General features: G+C 35.2%; 9 protein-coding genes and 1 pseudogene. 2 read left to right on the top strand and 8 right to left on the bottom strand.

Features of this window, described 5'->3' with window-relative positions; translation table 11 throughout:
• Positions 1–5 precede the first annotated feature (5 nt).
• Positions 6–596 carry a COQ9 family protein gene (locus ACQH2Q_RS05245; RefSeq protein WP_010082414.1) on the top strand — a complete coding sequence of 197 codons (591 nt, stop codon included), beginning with the start codon at positions 6–8 and terminating at the stop codon, positions 594–596.
• A 22-nt stretch (positions 597–618) separates the two neighbouring features.
• Positions 619–933 (top strand): annotated as a pseudogene (locus ACQH2Q_RS05240) (hypothetical protein); the annotation flags it as partial.
• Here the strand turns inward: ACQH2Q_RS05240 and rsmD are convergent.
• The 8 genes from rsmD to ACQH2Q_RS05200 all read right to left on the bottom strand — a co-directional run bounded on the left by rsmD (position 891) and on the right by ACQH2Q_RS05200 (position 16657).
• Positions 891–1439 (bottom strand): 16S rRNA (guanine(966)-N(2))-methyltransferase RsmD, encoded by a 549-nt coding sequence (rsmD, locus tag ACQH2Q_RS05235; RefSeq protein WP_006280837.1) that lies wholly within the window; start codon positions 1437–1439, stop codon positions 891–893. The pseudogene ACQH2Q_RS05240 and the gene rsmD overlap by 43 nt on opposite strands.
• Positions 1440–1561: 122 nt before the next feature.
• Positions 1562–2194, bottom strand: coding sequence for a WD_0853 family protein (locus ACQH2Q_RS05230; protein WP_425383620.1), 633 nt, complete (start codon positions 2192–2194; stop codon positions 1562–1564).
• Positions 2184–5939, bottom strand: coding sequence for a type IV secretion system protein (locus tag ACQH2Q_RS05225; RefSeq protein ID WP_425383430.1), 3756 nt, complete (start codon positions 5937–5939; stop codon positions 2184–2186). The genes ACQH2Q_RS05230 and ACQH2Q_RS05225 overlap by 11 nt, the downstream gene beginning before the upstream one ends.
• Positions 5940–6028: 89 nt before the next feature.
• Positions 6029–8995 carry a type IV secretion system protein gene (locus tag ACQH2Q_RS05220; RefSeq protein ID WP_425383429.1) on the bottom strand — a complete coding sequence of 989 codons (2967 nt, stop codon included), beginning with the start codon at positions 8993–8995 and terminating at the stop codon, positions 6029–6031.
• Positions 8992–11379: a type IV secretion system protein gene (locus ACQH2Q_RS05215; protein ID WP_425383428.1), complete on the bottom strand. Its 2388-nt coding sequence runs from the start codon at positions 11377–11379 to the stop codon at positions 8992–8994. The genes ACQH2Q_RS05220 and ACQH2Q_RS05215 overlap by 4 nt, the downstream gene beginning before the upstream one ends.
• Before the next feature lie 9 nt (positions 11380–11388).
• Entirely contained in the window at positions 11389–13953 is a 2565-nt protein-coding gene (locus ACQH2Q_RS05210) for a type IV secretion system protein (protein ID WP_213863603.1), read from the bottom strand.
• Entirely contained in the window at positions 13946–16351 is a 2406-nt protein-coding gene (locus ACQH2Q_RS05205) for a VirB4 family type IV secretion/conjugal transfer ATPase (RefSeq protein ID WP_353286577.1), read from the bottom strand. The genes ACQH2Q_RS05210 and ACQH2Q_RS05205 overlap by 8 nt, the downstream gene beginning before the upstream one ends.
• Positions 16352–16360: 9 nt before the next feature.
• The gene (locus ACQH2Q_RS05200; RefSeq protein WP_007548615.1) at positions 16361–16657 is read right to left on the bottom strand and encodes a type IV secretion system protein VirB3; all 297 of its coding nucleotides are present in this window, start codon (positions 16655–16657) and stop codon (positions 16361–16363) included.
• Between the last annotated feature and the right edge of the window lie 101 nt (positions 16658–16758).

The raw sequence follows: 16758 nt of genomic DNA, 5'->3' as shown, positions 1-16758 counted from the left end.
GTTGCGTGGAACAAAAGTTAATAATAGATAAGCTAATTAGGGTTATTCCATTTGAAGGGATAAGCGATGAAACCCTATTAAAGGTGTGCACTGACCTTAATCTAGCTAATAGCTTTTGCAAATTTCAGAATGGAATATATAGCGCTTTGGAGCACATAGCAGAGGACTTAAATAGCTCAATGGAAGCTGAATTAAGAAATTCTAATTTAGAAGATATGAAAGTGCGAGAGCGAGTAAAGTTAGCTATTCAAATACACCTTTCAAACTATGCTAAGCTACCGAATTATAGAGAACTTTTAAAAAATGTTTTATCATTCTCCGTATCACCAAAAAATACATATTTTTCTAGTAAACTTTTATACAGAACTATTAGTGCGATTTGGTATGGCATTCATGACCAATCAACAGATTTTAACTACTATACAAAAAGAGCAATATTAGCTGGAGTGTACTTAAGTACGATACTTTTTTTTATCAATGATTATTCAGAAGATTTTGTGGATACTTTATCGTTTCTTGATAACCGTATCAACAATGTCATGACATTTCAAAAATTCAAAACTCGCTTAAAAGGAATCATAGGAAATTTCTTATAAGCTATTGATTGTTGGTAGAAAAGTACTTGAGCACGATCCTGAAAAGGTTTGTGAAAATAAAAATATTCATGCTGATCATAAAGAACATTTAGTTTATCGTGAGGATAATAATGGTACAACAAAATACACCAGTTACGAAGAAAAAGAAAATAAATTTATTGAAGAAGCACATGAATATTTAATAGACTCTGAATTTAATAAAAATTTTGATCTAGGGCAGTACAGAATAAGTAATTTCTCCGGAAACTTGACGAAAATAGAACTGGAACTCATCAATGAAAAGTATATGCAAGTTCAAGTTAATAGAGAAAGAAAAATTATTCTCGCTATACCGTAGGTGCGTTCCAAGATTATACTGAAGTTTTTATTGCACTCAAAATCTTCGTTTTTCCTAATCTCTAGAATTATCAATGCATCATCACTTAACCAGCCTGAGTGAGCTAGTCCATTCAACGTTGATTCAACTAGATTGCTATTGTAAGGTGGGTCTATAAAAACTATGTCACATTTTGAAATAGGTTGTGGTAAGCAGTTAGCACTGCAGCAAATTAGCGTAACATTGTCCGTAATTCCAAAATCTTTTGCTGTTTTTTTAGGCAATTGCAAATTGTAATAATCTGAATCTACCATAAATGCATGTTTAGCGCCGCGAGAAAGCGCTTCAAATGAAAAAGAACCACTACCACAGAATAAATCAAGTACATTCAAGTTATAAATAGGTTTTCTTGAGGAAAGCATATTAAATATTGCTTCTCGGACAATACTCATAGTTGGCCGTGCAGCTAAATGCTTACCTGTAGTTATTTTTCTTCCGCGATATTTGCCTGCAATGATGCGTAGCATATTAAATAAGCTCCAAAATAATTAATTATTTATACTATATGATTAATGTCAATATGGCTTTAGCAGTTTAATAGAGAGAAGCTATCGAGTCGCTTGTAAGAAAAACACAAACACAAGACTCATCAGTTATCTTTTTCTGATTTGCCTGCTGCATTAATTGCTTGACCAATCTCATCTTGTAAATCATCATGATCATTTTTTTCATCATGATTTAGCCCTTCAATTCTGCTTTCTAACTCTAACTTAATTATAGTATTGATTTTATCTATATTATCAAGAAAGCCTCTACATTCTTCTTCACTATACTCTTCACCAGATGCTTTTTTTTCAATAAATAGGTTTTTAAATCCTGCTAGATCAGAATTCTGATCGGTATTTAGTACAACATTTCTCTCTATGAAGCTAAGATCTGACAGCAGTAAGCTAACCTCTAACAGATCTTCACTTTTCACGCTTTTAAGGTCTTCAAGACTTTCTAAAATACTAAACACCTTAACCCTTTCTTGTACAATCTCTTTGTCTTCCTTATCAAATTCAGACAATAAACTATGATTATCTACAAATTTCTCACTCAAAGCTTTATTCAATTTAGCAAAATTGACATCCTTGTCAAGTGATGTGTTATCCCGCAACAAGTCTACCCTTGCCCTACGCGCATTTAAAATGTCGTCGTAGTCATTTAACTTTATGTTGCCATCTTTGTCTTGCTGCAATTTATAATAATCAAGGCCTTTGAAATTTTTATTAGTCTTCATCTTCAATCCTCTTCTCATCTCCTTTTGCATCTGGTTTCCTCATTGGTTCCGGTAATTTCCTTTTACTGTCTTCTCGATTTCTTTTTTCCTCTCTTTCAGCACGTTTTTTTATAGCTTCCTGGGTATTCATTTCAAAAAGTGCCTTAACGTACTCTTCTGGATTTTTTGGTTCTTTAAATAAAGGCTTAAGATTATAAACTTCGTCTTTTCGATCTCTTTCTTCTTTTCTTCTAGCTCTTTCAGCACGTTTTTCTACAGCTTCTGGAGTGTTCATTTCAAAAAGTGGTGAGAGGTTGTAAACTTTATCTTGATTTCTTCTGCCTTCTCTTTCAGCACGTTTTTCCATACCTTCAAAAGCAGATCCAAAATCATCAATTTCATCTGAACCTTTTGATTCCGTGCCTAAATTTCGTGTCACTTCATTTGATTGATCAGGCTTATCTTCTTCTGTTGGCTGATCATGCTGTAGTTGATTAGGCTTGTCTTCTTGTTCTGTGCTTAGTTCTCGTACTACCTTATCTGGCTGACCTCCCCCTCGTAGTCGAAGAGGGTCGCCTTCTTCTAGTGGCTGATCATGGTTATCTCTTACTAGTTCCGTGCCTAACTCTCGTTCTACCTTATTTGATTGATCAGGATTGTCTTTTTCTGGTTCTCTCTTACGGCCTATGGTGTCATCATGAAGCTTATTCAAGAAATCTTGCCTATGCGATTTTGCTCTAAAAAGTAAGTTATTTGGATAACCATCTTTTTCTCCTGTACGGCGGCTAACTCCTATAGAATCAAGGCCATGCTCCCAAGTAAACTTCATAGCATCTTCTATTGTATAGCCCAAATGTGATCCTACATACCCTTTGTAATATTCTAAATATCTATCAATTCTTCTATGCACAATATCTTCTTTATCAACTCCAAATGCCCTGTAGATCTTTTCCTCAAGTTTATCAACGTCATTTTTAGGTGATGTTGCAAATTTTGTTGCTTCAATAGTAGCACCTACAAATTTACGTGGCACATCAATAGCGTATTTCAGCACTCCTCCAACTCTTGGTACTCTCCCCAGCAGATTAGCTGCACCTCCGGCTAATCTATCCGGTAAATGAGTAGCCCAACTGCCTAAAGACTCAAGTCCTCTACCAGCAAAATTTTGCCACTGCTGTTTGAATCCTTCCATTATGCCAGTCAAAGGCGATGCCTGATACATACTAGATATATTGTAAACGCTGAATCCACCACCAGCGATACTTGAGCCCATTTGTTGTACGAACGTGCGTAAGGAGAACATTAAAAATGAAAGCAAGAATAGTATAAAGATTTCCCCTGCATTGATTAAATAACCTCTCTGTATGTCTTGCACCCTTTGGTAATCGCTATTTTCTTGATAATTTTTGCAATCCTCACAATCTTTACATTTCTGACAGTATTCACTGTTGGGATCCTTATATAAATCATGAAGTTTCAGTATTCTACAACCTTGTTTTTCTACCGCACTCCGCACTAAAGATCTTATTTCATTAATTATTTCCCTATAACTATTGCATTTATTTATATCTTGACAGTAGCGTTTTATTATTTCACTAACATCACCTATCCTTTTCTCTATATTGTTGATCAGTAATATAATGTCAGCCCTCTCTGATGCATGGGATAAACTATTTGTTAAGCGTACTAGATCTTTTGCACTGCAGCCATTACTAACTACCATATCACTTTCTGCAATATAGTGGTCTGCTGGATTATCTTTAGTTCCAGGCATTGGATTAAAGAAAGGATAATCTATATAACGAAACCCTTTTATATGTTCACCATTTTTATCTTTAGGGTAATCCGGTGGAAGCGGGATATATCCAGCGCCTCCAGTAAATTTTATTGTACCACCTTCTCTGCTTATCTTTTCTATACCTTCTATACTTTTATCTATGTTAAGAGAAGAAGCTTCTCCAAGAGTGTAAGGTACAAAAATTTGCCCTGGGGTCCAACCAAAGTACTGCTTATCAACGATACAAAAACCACCAAACACCCATTTTGGAGCACATAACCTTACCTCAAACCATTTATTGTAGCATACAGTAAAACCTAACTGCCTATAAAAGGTATTCATTATAATGGAAGCCAGTAATGACAAGAGAGCAAATATCATAATCGACTGTAAACAAAAGCTGATGCAGAATTTTATCCAACCTTCAAATAGACTTTTCAGCGGTGAAAATAAAATAGAAATTAGAAACAGTGGCATAATGGCTATAAGAAAAGCTATACCCATAAAACCAGAGAGAAATATTATGTAAGCATATAAGCACAGCAAGAAGTATAGCACAATCCCTATGAAAATTGCCGGTATCATAAGAAGGCTTGCCCACATTTGGTAATGTAAAAACGCTGCAAACTTTTTCCAAACAGAATAAGCAAAAAATTTATTGAACATGTCCTCCATGAAGCTAAACAACTTAGCTTCATCTCCTTGAGCAATACTTCCGGTGTTCATGTTGGGAGCAAAGTTAGTAATTACACTTATTAATTGTTCAAGACCTTTAACGAATAAAACAAGAAAATGATCATAGAAAAATCTAAAACTTCCAGGAGATATAAGCACTATTACTAGAGTGATTTTCATCATTCTGATGAGCATATCATGCTTAGTTTCTCGTATCATGCCAAAAAGATAAAGAAGCGATGAAATCATTACAAATAGAACAAGCAAGGAAAGAACAAAATTGTGAAAGCTCGTACTTTTTTCAGCTATATTTTCGAACATAGCTTGTGCAACTGCAGGATCATTGCTATTAAAATGTTCTTTGCAATTTTCGTTAATCAATAATACACATTTTAGATAGTTATAAATGTAATCAAAAAACCCAAAACTACTTGGCTGCTGCACTCCACTTAAGAACTCAAAAGAGTAGCCACCTACATTATCTAAGTAATATCTATCTAATATTTTTACATATATTTTCCATCCCTTTTTTAATTTCACCGGGTTACAATTTCTGTCTTTTAATTTAGTGCTATCTCTGTCTAAAGTAAAAAGACCGCTCCCATTTTCTGCCACGGAGTTGTAACCTAGATGTACAGTAGGATATTGAGGATCGCGCATTAACTTTAGATTTTCGTTAGGATCATCTTTCCCCGTTTGAAACAAAAGATAAGCACCATGACCATTGGTAAACCAACATGGAGCACCACGTGATACTGTATTTGCGCTATCATCTTCATTAATGCACTTGCAATTTACAGTGCAACTTGTATCAGACTTACTTGAAAATTTTTGTATGCTAGGTTTATAATCATTACAAACTAAGTGAAAATTAGGTAAACTATTATCACTTTGTTTACCTTCAAATTTAGTTGCATATTTTAACTGCTCCAAGCTTTGTAAGGTATAACTGCCTTTTTTAGATTCCTTCTTGTTATTATTACTCCAAGATGTCCATGCACCATTTACTCGCACTATTAAGCTATCTCCATTGGTTTCTAATCCAGTATCTTTCCACTTCACCACTTGGTTATGGTGAAAACCAGAATTAATTTCACCAGTGTCAGGATCAATAACGCTTTCATCTTCACCTTCTGGAATAAAAGCATCATGATCGCTTGAAAAATGAGCGCTTACTGCAATAGGTTCAGGACCAAAATAGTCAGCAGATATGCACCTTGGAAAAGGCATATCGTTCTTACTACAACCTGTGATCAGCACATAAGCTGCAAGAAGTAATACCCTAAACCAACATTTGCCTAAACGTGATTGCATATCTAAACTTTTTCCAAATACAGAATAAATTTCTAAAACTTTACTTAAAATATCTTTTTAATTAGTTACTCCATAACATCATTCATATCTTACTCCTCTCCATTTTCTTCCTTGTTTTTAGCTTTAGCACTAGGATCACTTCTTATTGTTTCATCAGAATTTTTTTGCTGATCTGATTGTTTTAATGTTTTAGGTCTATCACTCGTTGTTTTATCAGAACTTCCTTTAGAATCTTCTTTTTTGTCTGGTTGCTTTGGTGTGTTAGGTAATTTAGCCTCAATTTTTCCCCGATCTTTACTCATTTTCTGCTTGATACTCTGTATCATACTTTGGGTCTTATCATCAAGGCCAACGGTTGACAGCATAGCTTGCGATGCGCTCTTAGCAACTGTACCAACACCGCCAGTAACTCCATAACCAGAGCTAAATAGTGTTTGTACCATAGTTTCCGGTATAGAAACAAAAGCTTCCATTGCACCGGCAATAATGAGGTATATAAACGCCTGGATTAGGTCTATAGGTAATGCTGCAAAGTGTCCACCAGCCCTTTCTCCGGTACTGAGTGCAACATCAACGCTAGTGCCAGGACTGTATCCAAGAGGCAGTATTGATTTCATCAAGCACAGATCATACGATAAGAAATTTACGCTAATTAAACATTGATAGCATGCAGAAAAATTTGTGAGGTTATATAAAACTGAATACATCAACTGATTTAAAAGAGATAAAAATGAAAATAAAATGACTGGTTCTAATGAAACATGAGCCAACGTTTTTATCCAATTATCAAACAAGGGTTTAGTCTTTTGAAATAGAATAAATACGATAAATAAAGGTGTTAATGACAGTAAAAACGCCACTAGAACAGTAGATATTACATATTTAAACGTAGCGCTAATAATGCATTTTAAAAACGCATAAGTAGCGCAGAATATTACCCAAAATGCAATAAAGCCAAAAGGACCAGAGAGCATCAATGATAAAAACTTTAACCAAGTTTCTGCTGTGAATAATACTCCTGCTGTCAAGTCTAAGAATGCAAATTTTCTCTCCCCTTCTCCTACATAGCCAGAAAAACTATCAACTAAATAAATGCTACCATCTACAAAAAGTCTGGATAAAGTTGTACCAAAGAGTTCCCAGCTTCTATCGCTAAAGGCAAAAGCTATAAATGCTATCTTGAACATCCTTACAATGAAATCAAATTTACTTAGCTGTATTGTTCCAAGCATATAGCCAATGACAGTAAATATAACGTATAGAGTAAGCAAAGCTCTTACTCCCTGAAGAAGACCTTTTATATATCCTTTGTATGAATCTTTAACGCTGTCACCAATTACTTCTTTTTTCATAAAATCAAATATCTTGTTTATATTCGATGAAATAAAATCATTAATTTTTCTTTTGACAAATAAAGTTACACTATACTTATTGTTTTCGTAATATTTGCCATTTTTGTCCGTAATGTCATCTTTCTCTACGTTGCTTACATTGATGCCGAAATATATCTTCTTAGGTTTGCATTCATCTGTTATAGGTTTTTTGTCTTTGCATTCATCTGTTAAAAGACCTCCATCTATTATATAATATACCTTATCCTTTGTTTTATCTAAGTTCTCTACTTTTTTGAAATCATTAGTCTTTGGAGCAGATGGATCCCCTGGCGGGCTATCACCCAAATACACATACAGTTTTTTGCCATTGATATATTCACACGATCTAGTCACTTTAACATGGTACCCACCTCTATTAGCTCCATAGTGACCATAATCTGCAATGGCAAGCATCACACTGCTACCGGGCGTTACCTCGTCATTTACTGGATAATCATTGTTCAATTCCAGAGAAAAATCCTCGAATTTATTGTTATCGCCAATTTGCGAACACATATTATCCCCTTTTGCACCCTCTTTCTTTGGAAGACATTGAATACCTTTAGCGGTATTTTTATCATCAGGATCACCAATTTTTGCAACAAGAGCCTCAGCCCAAGATTTATCATCTTCAGTAAAACTACCTGCTTTAACATTCCCTTCCATTTTTTCTAGATAAGAATACATATCACATTTATTTCCTTTATCGTACTTCTTATACCTTATAGAGGAGACACAGTTCCGTTCTCCTGCTTGACCTAAACCATAGTTCCATATACCCTTCTCAGTATAGCATATATTTTGATGGTAACAGTTAAGCTCATAGGAGGAGTACTTTTTTCTCTCATCAAGACTACAGTTTTTTCCATCACATAACTCGTTCAATCCTATTTTAGCGCGGCGTAAATCAAGTAGTGAACCATATACCCATGGTTCGTTGTCTTGAATATAACCTTTATTAAAATGCACCTTATTATCATATGGGGTATACCCATTGCCAACTAGCACTTTGCTTTCCTTTGCTTTTGTTTTATCAAGAGGTAAAAATTGTATTTTATTTTTTGTACCATCTTTACCATCACAAAAAAACTCTCCCCCCTGATGTACTTCACTCACTGTAGCTTTCTTATATACAGTTTCCTTACGATCATTTTCTACAGCTTTATAACAATTGTCATCAAAATTGATGCCTTTCCCTTCTGGATTGTCGTAATCAATTGTTATTTTTCTGGGAACTAAGCTGAAGCTTAACTTGTCACCAGGATTTACTTTAATTCCAGTGTCCACATAACGTCTATTGCTGCCAAATCCTTTGCCACCACATAGTTCGTTTTTACTTTCATTAACACCATAATTGTTAGGTACACTATTAATATCCGCAGCCTTACTATAATTTGGTTCTGAGCCATCAGCACAAAAGCTAGCTGGCACAAGTACTTTCCTTGGATTTTTGTCTTCTTTAAAAGGGCAAAAATTTACTGATCCATCGAGGGTGAATTTGATTTTCTCACCCTGACTAATTACCTGACCAGAATCAACCCAATGAATTTTATCGGCTTTACGAACTGGAACATCCACATTAACGCTGGTGTTTTTGCTCTGCAACCCAGGCTCGACACAATCCATATTACAACCAGTGATTGCAAGACACAGTATCAATAATAGTGATCTTTTACTTATCATTGCTGTCTTCCTGGTTGTGGTATCTGAGGCGTTGACCTTTGAGTCCCTTGTGGTATTTGAGGTCTTGACCTACCTGATTGTTGAGAGGCATCTCCTCTTTCTCTTCTTTGAACGCTTTGTTCATCTAACCCTACTGTTCCCATTAAGCTTTGTTGATACTGTCTTCCAGGTTCGCTTGCTACATAAGCACCAAACAACGAGTCAGATATTGCCGAAGAAGCTTCAACTAAAGCTTTCATAGCGTGTCCCAAAATAACAAAAGCCATCATAGCGGTAATATTAGGTGTATATTTGGAAGCATAACCATAAAAAATACAAGGGTTAAAAATCTTTAGGTTAATATTAAGTATACATGTAGAGCAGACCTCAAAATCAAATACTGAATACACAATATAATCCATAACCTGACTTATCAGTGATATAAAAATTAAAAGGACCACTGGATGAATTGCAAATCTTGCTAAATTTTTAACCCAGTTTTGAAACATCTGCCTAGTATACGCAAATAAAAGACAAATAATAAAAATAGGTGCTAAAGAAAGTAATAACGCAACTATTGCTATAGATGTAATAAAAGAAAATAAGGCATTAAAAATAGATAAGCTCACTGTGATTAAACCCCAAATCACCAAGCAAAAAGATACAATGCCCAAAGGGCCAGAAAATATAAGAGATACTATTAACAATACTGAATGCGATGACAAGAACCTATTGAGCGGCAAATCAAGAAACTCAAAAACATTTGAAGTAGTGCCTCTAAAATTTGCTATTTCTATTAGTTGTTTTGGAGTGTTAATAAATATAGAGAATGCGTTGTTATAAAAAAAGTCCCAGCTATTATCCTGCAATAGCTGGGCGATGATTCCTATCTTTACGCATATAATTAAAAACTCATATATAGAAATATGAGTTAATCCAAAAAAGTAATAAAGAGTATATAAGATTATATATAGTACTAATAGTGATATTATAGTAGATCTAATGGTATTTGTTCCGCTTGATTTTATAAAACTTTCGTAAAGAGACTTTACAGGACTAGTATCAGAGTGAATTGCGTTAGGGTCTTTATAATTAGAGCCGAAAAATGCAGTTTTCACTTTTTCATCAAAGAAATTATATATTGCACTAAAAGTTTTTGTAGGTGGCTCTTGAGTTGTTAGGTTAATGCTAAACTGACCTTCATTTTTGTAATCGCAGCCATGGTCTCTTATTCCGTAATATATGGTGCCTGTTTTGTCTTTTAATTTTCCTTTCAAGTTTTCCATGTCATGAACTTTGCTGATATCTACAGATATATCCGCTTGATTTTCACCAGGCTTATGCTCAGGGAATTTATCGGAAACACTTATATACAAGCTATTTTCCAGACTATGGTTCTTCGTTACTCTTATGTTGAACCCGCCTTTGTCATTTGTATTGTAGCAGCTCTTGTCATTTCTGCTACATAGACTAAAAGTTAAACTTGGTATTTGATGGTCATTCTCCATCTTATGATCACAACTAGTACATAAACCACCACCTGGAATGTGTTCAAGAGTTTCATTATCCATACCAACTTTTAGAAATGTAATGTCAGTTTTTACCTGTTTTCCCTTTAATACGTTACTAATAATTTCAGCAACAACAGATTCACCACTAGAATTTAAAGCATTGAATAGCTCAATTTCTATATTATTATATTCAATATACACGCAATCCTCGCCTCTACGACCAGAAGAAAATTTACATATACGTCTACAGAGTGAATTTAAAATGTGCGTATCTATCTTACTTGCACTGCTCTCTGAAAGCTTGCTGCAATCTATATTCTCTCCTTGTTTTATAGAGTTAATAATATTTTCAATTTCCTTTTTTCTTTCATCTTGATCTAACTTCGAAAACCAGTACTCTCTTCCACTCAACCATTGCGCATCGCCTATTATATATTTATTAGGACATATCCCATCCTTGCCACCTTGGCATTTCTCTTGATTTAAAACATGTGCAAAATGTTCCGTTTCTTGCTCGCTACACTTTTCGTCGATTTTCAAATACCTGATTTTTGTCTCACTCTCTTTATCTTTACACACTTTACTTCCAATCACACTAAAGCTTATCGTATCGCCTTTTTTAAGTGCAAATGGTAATGCAACGTCATTTCTCCCAGGCCCAATTGCAAAATCTGCATACTGCTTAGGACAAAAATTAACCTTACTAGGCACTATATCAATCTCTGTTACTCTTATTCTATCTGAGATATTAACACCAGAATCAACCCATTTCTGCTCTGTTGACACTATATCTAGTTTTTCACGCAAACCCGATAAATTTTCTGGCTTAATACAGTGATGTTCCCCGCAGCCTGACAGAAAAAAAAACGGTATTATCAGCAAAAATTTTAGCATAAATCCAACTCATTCAGTGCTTTTGTTAACACTCTCGGAGCTACTAGAACCAGAACCTCGAGATTTACTCTTGTCTCCACCACTCAACTTCTTAGCAGCAGCACCAGCAACTCCAGCAACACCCCCAGCAGCAGCTTTGGCAGCAGATAAAGCTTTGCCCACCATTTGTCCAGGTGTCTGACCTGAGCCAAGTGCTGCTCTATGGTTACCAGCAAGTTCAGCAGCCATGCCAGGAAGAATGTTTAAAAAGTGGTAAAAGAGGAATAATACTAAACACAATTTTAATAATTCTCCGATGAGAGAGCTGCCAAACTCCATGTATGTAAAGTCGAATAGACCAAGTATGCTGCTCTTTTTAAAGCTATAATTTTGCATCATACATGCAAGAGTAGTTTCATTTTTATCACATTCCCCATCTTTCAATTTAAACCACTGTTTTTTCTTACTATATGAGATTTCTGCTTGTTTCTTTTCATATGACTTGTCCGGTTGTTCATTTTTATATGACTCGTCCAGTTCAAAATTTAAATTTTTAAAATAGATTTTATCACATGCTATGAACATAAAGGACAAAAACGCAAAAAGGATAACCGGGTATAAGCTATAGGTAATCAACTCTTTCACCCAGCCTTCAAAATATCCTTTGGTGTGTTGGAATAAAACCATAGGAATGAACAAAGGTGATAAAATGATGATTACACTTAAAGCAACTAGAGATAAAATAAATACATAGCACAGCCACAAAATAACCATCATCATCAGAACGGCCATAAATATACAGACAAGAGCTACTAAAATTTGTCCACCAGCAAAAATAATACCGATTACCGAACCTGCAACTAATAAGACAGGAGCAGCACCAAGCAAGACTGCTAACGTTGCAACACCTCCAGTACCAATTTTGCCACCAATTCCATCTAAAGGGGCACCTAAATAAAATAAAATTCTACAATCAAGCCTATCCCAAGGTGCAAGATAACTGTAAGATACCCTCTTTCCTGCACGAGTATATTCATAATCTGTACCTGCTTTATAATTACATATGCCTTTACTTTCAGATGATGCTTTTAGCACTATCTCTGACAAACCATTTGAGAGACGAGTTAATTCTCCATAATAATGAGACATGGTACTGCCTGTTGTGAAGTAAATCACTAAAGCGAATTTTATGATCAACATATACATTTCTTGAGGCCTCTGAACTCCACCAGACATGGCTTTTATAGAGAACAGTATTAAAGCTAAAACTAAAACAGCAGTTACAGTGTTTTTCAGCCTTTTCTGTGCTACAGATATAAAACTCTCACCATTTGGTGCACCTTTACCTGCAACTAAATTATCTAACGATTCCTTAATGCATTGCACTATCATAGAAGTTACGGGAATAGGAGCTAATGATTTACTCCCTGCCTGGTTATAACAAGCTTCAGAAACATACGAGCTAAAACAGCCAGCATTATCATAACCTACAAAAATTTTCCCCCCTTGTCCGTTGAGTCTTTTTTCTTTAGATCTGATAATAGTTTTATAGTCATCATTATTACCAATAGGAACTTTTTCCTCTCCTGTACCATCTTTATTTTTGAATATCATCACAGATTTTTCACACATAGGAGCAAGTGGGTCAGGTGGCAATTCCGTGCACCCCATATCAACCCCTTGCGGCCAAGGAGTCATTTCGATACCAAGCATGCTAACACTGGCTAACTCCACACATAATCTGCCCGTTTTTCTCACTGCTTTGAATGTAGCTCCATGTATGGGTTCGCTCTGTCCTGCTTTGAGAACTCTACATTCCAGACCACCATCAACCTTCGAGGACCATGACCCATCTACGTATCCAGTGTCTTTCTCCCTGACATCAAAGTCTATGTATCCAGGTTTTCCTCTGGAATTAAAGTCTACCTTATTAAAAAGATTACCAAAAGTTAAAGGGTTTCGATGACATACTTCTATATATTCACTGTATTGCACACCATTTTTTGGCCAGTAATAACTCTCTGTACTCTCCTGAACGTTAGAATTTAAGGCTTCTTTTTCTGCTCTTTTCCCGTCATAATCTTTTTTGTTCACGTCTTCCCGAGCTTTATTTTGCAAACAAGAAAAATATTCCTCTTCTGTTTGGTAATTTTCATTGGTGCAGCCACTATAACCTGTGTCTTCTAATTTAAAATTTTTGTATTTTCCATCATGATCACGTGCAACTGGGTGTTTAACAAAACTATGTTCACAAACAACAAGCCCTCCTATCGCTTTCCAGACTCCAACAATTGCAGCTATCATTCCAACAATAACAAGAGCGGTAAACAAACCAGCAGAAGAAACGATCAAAACAATGCCAGTAAATATTGCGCCAACAGCAATCGCTATTCCAGCAAGTGCTGCAGCTGTTTTAAACGCTCCACAATCAGGATTAGAGGCACGACTAAAACTGCCAGTGGAATTAAATCTGCTAACAAATTCTGTCTTGTCAGTACCACTTACTCCATCTGCAAGCACTGGATATGAGAGTAAAAAGTCTATATTTAGTAAAAATATCGCAATTAATAGCAATGACAGCTTAGTCTTAAACATTTTTTACCTTCTGATAAAATATAGGCAACCATACTTTTGGGTTGTCCCCAACTTCATTTAATATATCGTGTAACAATAGAACACTTTCTGCACGTCCGGATAATACGTTGATTATATCATCCAGGCCTTTTAAGTCTATTCTAGCTACTACAGCATTGACTCCTTGTTTCACCAAAAAGAATCTAGTACTCGGATCTGTGTGCTTAATTAATATATATTCACGTTCAGTTAACATAAAAACATCCCGATAGACACTAGTAGCTTTCAGATTTGGTAAAAAAATCTGTGTCGCTGTTTGTTGTACAAGCGTATCGCTAATAGTACTTTTACTTGCATCCTCAACACTCTGAGTAGCAAAAATCACAAAAGCATTTAGTTTTCTCAGTACCTTCAACCAGTCTTTTATCTTGGGTGCAAAAACTGGATTATCTATTAACGCCCATGCCTCATCAAGAACGATAATAGATGGAGTGCCATCAAGAGATATACTAATCCTATGAAATAAATAAATCAAGACCGGTCCAAGAGCAACAGGATCTTTGAGCAAGCTAGCCATCTCAAAACCAAATACTCTTGCTCGTGAAAAATCTAGCAAATCTTCTTTATTGTCAAATATTGCAGCATGAGAACCATTATCATGCCACATAGATATTGCCCCAGCTAGAGTATCAGGACCTGCAAGCCCTAAAAACGGTACGAGGTTTCTCAAGAATCTGTCTTCTTTTCTTAATTTAAAATTTCCTTCAATTGCATCATTAATTCGTGCAATATCTTCTGAAGTAAATTTATCATTATATACCGAAATTAAAGACTTTATCCACTCCATTAAAAATGTTCTATTATCAGAGGTATCATCAAGTTGTAAAGGATTAAAATTTGTTTTAGTTCTTGGTTCTATTACAGTATAGATACCACTAAGTGCTCTTAAGAAAATCTCTGCACCGCGATCTTTATCAAAAAAGAATATCCTTGGAGAAAACTTCATCGCTTGGGCACACAGGAAATTCATTAAAACAGTTTTACCAGCACCAGTTGGGCCAATTATCATAGTGTGTCCAACATCCCTTATATGAAAGTTGAAAAAAAATGGAGTACCAGATGTCGTGTCAAAAACTGTAACGGCATCTCCCCAGTGGTTATTGAATTTATTACCAGTAGGATAATTATGTTGAGATGCAAATCCAGCCAAATTAAGACTACTTATTGTAGCTTTTCTCACTATATAATCGAAATTACCAGGAATTTGCGCCCAAAATGCTGGTTCAAGGTTAACTCTCTCACGTATAGGGTAAACACCGCAATTAGAAAGCTCTGATTCTACCAACGACAGAGCGTTATCCAATGATTTAGGACTTTTTTCTATACATAAAATAGTCAGGTGATGTTGACCAAACGCAATCTTACCACTCATTGCGTCATCAAGCGCTTGAGAAATTTCTGCTATTTGAGAAATAGCTTTATCTGCAGACTGTATCATTCGATTTTGCTGTATCTGTATTTTTCCAATCGCCATTTGCCTGTTTATAAATTGAAAAGATTGCGTAATTATAAACTCGTAAGGAAGTTGTAAAAACGAATCAAGCATTCCTGCAGAAGTATGATTTCCATATTCTTTGATACTAATTATTCCAGCATATTTACTCTCATTATGAGTCACAACCTGTATCATCTTACGGCCAAAGAATAACCTATGTACTGGTAAGTATCTTGATATTTCAGTTCTTAGCGGAAAAAGCGTATTTGTAACGAAGCCACAATTTACGATTCTAGATAGAAACTCCATTATTTCGCAGAACAAACCATCTGGAGTTTCTTTTACTCCAAGAATTTTAGGCGAATAATTTCTAAGGCTTGTCACTACACGATTTGTCGTTTCCTCTAAATCTTCATACGTGGCACGTATATCACTTTCCCAAGCATGTTTTGAAGTTACATGTCCGAATTTTTTTAGTAGATGTGACAAAAATTCTACTCCTTTTGTGTCCGCTCTACGGATAATCGTAATGTATAGGTCATTAATAAATGATTGCCTTGTTGCGTGTTTTTCTCTCCATTTTAGATTTACGTGATTAGCGAAAAAATTCGGCAAACCTTGACTTGCAAATTCATCAGAAAAAATATTTTTCTTACGTCTGATAGTATGAAAATACAAACTAAATGCCGGAGATGAAATGCTTCTTAGCATCTGATTCCTGATGTTGTTCTGTATGACTAAATCCTCGTCATCGGCAGTTTCAAATGCAAAACCACTTAATTTTATAACCTTAACCAACCAATTTTCTTTTGTCATCAAGGTTGTGCTATTCCAATAGCAAGAATAAGGAATAAATTCAGCAGCGTGAACTTCCCTGTTCAGAGTAGATTTATTCTTTGATTGAATAGCCCTAAACCTCAGCATCACACAACGTTAAGCAATATCATAAGAATTGGCTCCATGGTAAAAACGATTTAAACATTTCGAGCACTTTCCCAATTTTACCATAAATAATTCAATAAACAACGGTTCTTTTGCAGAAGCTATATAACCAAGTCCATGTATACCTGGTAACATTAAGAGAATCACTCTTAAATCATTTGAATTAATGAAAATTAGCATGCAAATCAGGACGTTTAATATTGCAAACATATAACTCACACCAAAGAGCATTGCAGGTCTTGTAAGACCTTTAAATAATTGATCTGTTTGTATACTACCTGTGGACATATCTTTAACCTTCTAATAATAGCTCTAACACTAACACTATATCATTATATTAAAAATCCATTGAAACTAGTAGCACTTTAAGTTAAGATACATTATTTAAT

Source organism: Wolbachia endosymbiont (group A) of Melieria omissa, assembly GCF_964031125.1.
In the GTDB taxonomy this organism is placed as follows: domain Bacteria; phylum Pseudomonadota; class Alphaproteobacteria; order Rickettsiales; family Anaplasmataceae; genus Wolbachia; species Wolbachia pipientis.
Note: the sequence above shows the minus strand (reverse complement) of the source record. Positions and strands in the feature narration are given on the sequence as shown.

Bases quoted from the DNA above. Each gene is read 5' to 3' on its own strand.
- rsmD (WP_006280837.1), bottom strand. From the start codon at position 1,439: ATGCTACGCATCATTGCAGGCAAATATCGCGGAAGAAAAATAACTACA.
- ACQH2Q_RS05230 (WP_425383620.1), bottom strand. From the start codon at position 2,194: ATGAAGACTAATAAAAATTTCAAAGGCCTTGATTATTATAAATTGCAG.
- ACQH2Q_RS05225 (WP_425383430.1), bottom strand. From the start codon at position 5,939: ATGCAATCACGTTTAGGCAAATGTTGGTTTAGGGTATTACTTCTTGCA.
- ACQH2Q_RS05220 (WP_425383429.1), bottom strand. From the start codon at position 8,995: ATGATAAGTAAAAGATCACTATTATTGATACTGTGTCTTGCAATCACT.
- ACQH2Q_RS05215 (WP_425383428.1), bottom strand. From the start codon at position 11,379: ATGCTAAAATTTTTGCTGATAATACCGTTTTTTTTTCTGTCAGGCTGC.
- ACQH2Q_RS05210 (WP_213863603.1), bottom strand. From the start codon at position 13,953: ATGTTTAAGACTAAGCTGTCATTGCTATTAATTGCGATATTTTTACTA.
- ACQH2Q_RS05205 (WP_353286577.1), bottom strand. From the start codon at position 16,351: ATGCTGAGGTTTAGGGCTATTCAATCAAAGAATAAATCTACTCTGAAC.
- ACQH2Q_RS05200 (WP_007548615.1), bottom strand. From the start codon at position 16,657: ATGTCCACAGGTAGTATACAAACAGATCAATTATTTAAAGGTCTTACA.